The organism is Pseudomonas sp. P5_A12, from assembly GCF_056400685.1.
The window spans coordinates 1-3,748 of record NZ_JBFUKU010000410.1; the positions used below are offsets into that span (position 1 = coordinate 1).

Here is a 3,748-nt window from a genome sequence, read left to right on the forward strand (position 1 = left end):
GGTTACGTCGGTCTTGTTCAGGGCGCCGTTCTCGCAGAGGTCGGTCACGACGTGGTCTGTATTGACGTCGATGCCAATAAAGTCGAACGCCTTAAACAAGGCCACATCCCCATTTACGAGCCTGGCCTTGAAACTCTAGTAAAAGAAAATCACGCCGCTGGCCGCTTAAACTTCACCACAGATGCAGCAGCAGGTGTAAAACATGGCGAAGTTCAATTCATCGCGGTGGGCACACCACCAGATGAAGACGGCTCAGCCGACCTTAAGTATGTTCTCATGGTCGCCGAAACCATCGCGCAGCATATGGAAAACAATCTGATCCTGATCGATAAATCTACCGTCCCTGTGGGCACAGCCGACAAGGTTAGTGCTCGTGTTGCTGAAGTCCTCGCCCAACGTGGCCGCGAGGACTTGACCTTTGACGTGGTTTCCAACCCGGAATTCCTCAAGGAAGGCTCAGCCGTCGCAGACTGCATGCGACCCGAACGTATAATTATTGGCACCAATAGTTCGAATAGCGAAGAAGTGATCCGCGAACTGTATGCACCATTCAATCGCAACCATGAAAAGATAATTGTCATGGACGTCCGCAGTGCTGAATTGACCAAATACGCCGCTAACTGCATGCTGGCGACTAAAATCAGCTTTATGAACGAAATGGCCAACTTGGCAGAAATGCTTGGTGCTGATATCGAAATGGTACGCCAAGGCATTGGCTCCGACCCCCGCATCGGCTACCACTTTCTTTATGCTGGCGCGGGATACGGTGGATCCTGCTTCCCCAAAGATGTACAGGCGCTAATACACACCGCCGACAGCATCGACTTCGACGCTAAACTACTCAAAGCAGTGGAACACCGTAATGATGAACAAAAATCCGTCTTGTTCAAGAAAATTTCAAAATACTTCCACGGCAATTTGAAAGGTAAGACCTTCGCATTGTGGGGCCTCAGCTTTAAACCCAATACCGACGATATGCGTGAAGCGCCTAGCCGGATTTTGATGGAAGCACTGTGGAAAGCTGGCGCCAATGTCCAGGCCTATGACCCGGAAGCCATGGAGGAAACCCAGCGTATTTATGGCAGCCGAAACGACCTAAGTCTGTGCGGTACCAAAGAAGCAGCGTTGAAAGGTGCTGATGCACTGGTCATAGTTACTGAATGGCAAGTATTTAAAGCTCCTGACTTTGAGCTTATCAAACAGCAACTCGACACCCCTATAATTTTTGACGGCAGGAACTTGTTTGAGCCTAGCCGTATACAAAAGAAAGGTATTGAGTACCGTTCAATTGGCCGCTAAGCCTTATGCAGCTACATATTGCCGCACAGCATGAGCATTAATGTCTATGACAACTGCAACAAAAAAAATACGAAATTTCATTGTCGGAGGCTCCGCCCTTCGCCGCCATCTAATGCGCGCTGCAGCAGGTAGTCTGRCACTTAGCCTTTCATCCAAAATATTAATGTTGCTTACAAGCATTCTTCTAGCACGCTGGTTAGGGGCGGAGAGCTATGGGTTTTATGTCTCTTCTATGGCGGTACTTACTTTACTAAGCGTTTTTGCCACTTTAGGTTTTCCAACATTAGTGATTAGATTATTTAGCAGCTATCGCGCGCATCAAGAATGGAGCTTGATGCGCGGCTTACTTGAGCGCTCGAACCAACTTATATTAATAGCATCGATAGCATTAGCAGGCTTGGGAGCTGCGATTGTATGGATGATAAGCGATAACTTGGCACCCGCCTACATGCACTCACTTTGGTGGGCGATGGCATTACTTCCAATAATTGCTCTAGGCGCATTGCGCTCGGCATTATTAAGGGGTTTGCATTTTGTAGTTTTAGGTCAAATTTCTGAAAACCTGCTGACGCCTGGTCTATTCGTAGTGTTTATAACCGCCTGGATTGGACTAACGTTGGACTCTTCTCCAGAGTTAACTCCCGAAATTGCAATGGCATCACGATTCACCGCCACTGCCATTAGCTTCTTGGTTGGTGCTTGGCTTTTGATTAGGCGTTTACCTAGAGAAATTCGCAGTTCGGTACCTCGTTATGAAATGGAAAATTGGGCTAGATCAGCGATCCCCCTCCTATTTATAGTGGGGATTGGCATTATTGGCTCTCAGGTCAATATGCTAATGCTTTCTGGAATGCAAAGCGCCGAATCTGCAGGCATCTATCAGGTGACGACACGCGGAGGTGAACTAGTTGCATTTTCACTTGTGGTAGTAAACATGGCAATTCAGCCAACAATTTCAAGACTTTACTCTCTTGGTGAAGTAAAAAATCTTCAGCGGGTACTCACTATCGCTGCTCGCGGGACCTTGGCTCTGGCAGCACCTTTAGCGATAATTCTTGGAATATTTGCGGAACCACTTTTAGGAACCGTATTCGGTCCAGAATTCAAACGCGGGGCGCTTAGTCTGACAATTTTGTGTATAGCACAAGTTATCGCAGCAGCATCCGGATCAGTAGGTCAAATTTTATATATGACAGGTCACGAACGAGACGCTTCAATCGGGGTTTTCGTTGGTTTCGCTGTTAATATAATATCCAGCCTACTTCTCATCCCAATTTGGGACATTGCAGGAGCCGCGACAGCAACAGCATTAAGCATAATATCATGTAATTTGGTGTTGGCGATTCTCGTACGAAAGCGTACAGGACTTAATTCAACAGCATTCTGATGCGATCAAAAAACGAAATGCTCTTTTTAGCTTGCACGAATACTGGGACATAATGGATAACAAATGCTGAATACATATTGGTGGCGCCCTAGCAGTAAAAACTTTAATCTTGGTGACGAAATAACTACATACTTGCTATCAGAGCTTTTCTCTGTAAATCATCAATTGACGACTTTGGATGAAGCAAAGCTAATAAGCACAGGCAGCATACTTCAAAGCATCTGGGGTAACAGATACTTATTTAGAAGCAAGCCCATTGGCGTTGTAGGATCAGGCTTTATATACACAGGGATGAAATTGAGAAAGCTGAAATTCTTAAAAATATACTCGGTCCGTGGCTATTTATCCAGACAACTCATAACAGACAAACACCCAGAAACTATCTTGCTTGGCGATCCAGGACTACTTGTTCCCTTAGCACTTGGCGATTTAAGCGAAACCATAGAAAAGAAATATAAATACGGCATAATCCCACACTTCACAAAATTTGACACTGAAAACCAAGAAGAAAAGTATAGAGAATTAGAGTCGTATCGAATAATTGACTTCCGAACAAATGACTTTAAAAAAATCGCTAGCGAGATGCTTTCTTGCGAAATAATTCTAAGTCAGGCCCTGCACGGCCTAATTCTTTCAGATGCTTTCAAAATCCCTAACATCTGGGTGGATGACGGTGCTCTACACACAGGAGGAAGCTTTAAATTTTATGATTATTTCTCATCAGTAGGCAGACCTTTCAATCTTAAAATTGACCCATCGACACCGTTAAAACAAGACTTATTAGAAAAAAATACATTCTCTATTGAAAACAATATTTTAGAGGACGTACAACAACAAGCGATGCATGCATTTAAAAAATTTTTTTCCGACTTCAATATCAGTCATAAAAACATATAAACATATAAACATATAAACATATAAACATATAAACACCATCACGCTAAACTACGGCCACCCATGAAAAAAATCGCCTATCTTATACTTGCTCACAATGATCCTTCTCATTTAGGGGCCTTAGTTAAATCCATAAGTACCTATGCGGATATTTATGTTCACTTAGAC

The 3,748-nt window shown here is 44.2% G+C and carries 3 protein-coding genes; all 3 read left to right on the forward strand.

Annotation, left to right across the window (positions count from 1 at the left end; translation table 11 throughout):
- The coding region (locus tag AC1DSG_RS28950; protein WP_477793935.1) for a UDP-glucose dehydrogenase family protein at window positions 1–1,299 on the forward strand (1,299 nt) is incomplete at its 5' end.
- Window positions 1,300–1,339: 40 nt separating this feature from the next.
- Complete coding sequence (locus tag AC1DSG_RS28955; RefSeq protein ID WP_477793936.1) at window positions 1,340–2,686, forward strand: oligosaccharide flippase family protein; 1,347 nt, start codon at window positions 1,340–1,342, stop codon at window positions 2,684–2,686.
- A gap of 63 nt (window positions 2,687–2,749) precedes the next feature.
- Window positions 2,750–3,583, forward strand: a complete 834-nt coding sequence (locus AC1DSG_RS28960; RefSeq protein WP_477793937.1) for a polysaccharide pyruvyl transferase family protein — start codon at window positions 2,750–2,752, stop codon at window positions 3,581–3,583.
- Window positions 3,584–3,748 lie beyond the last annotated feature (165 nt).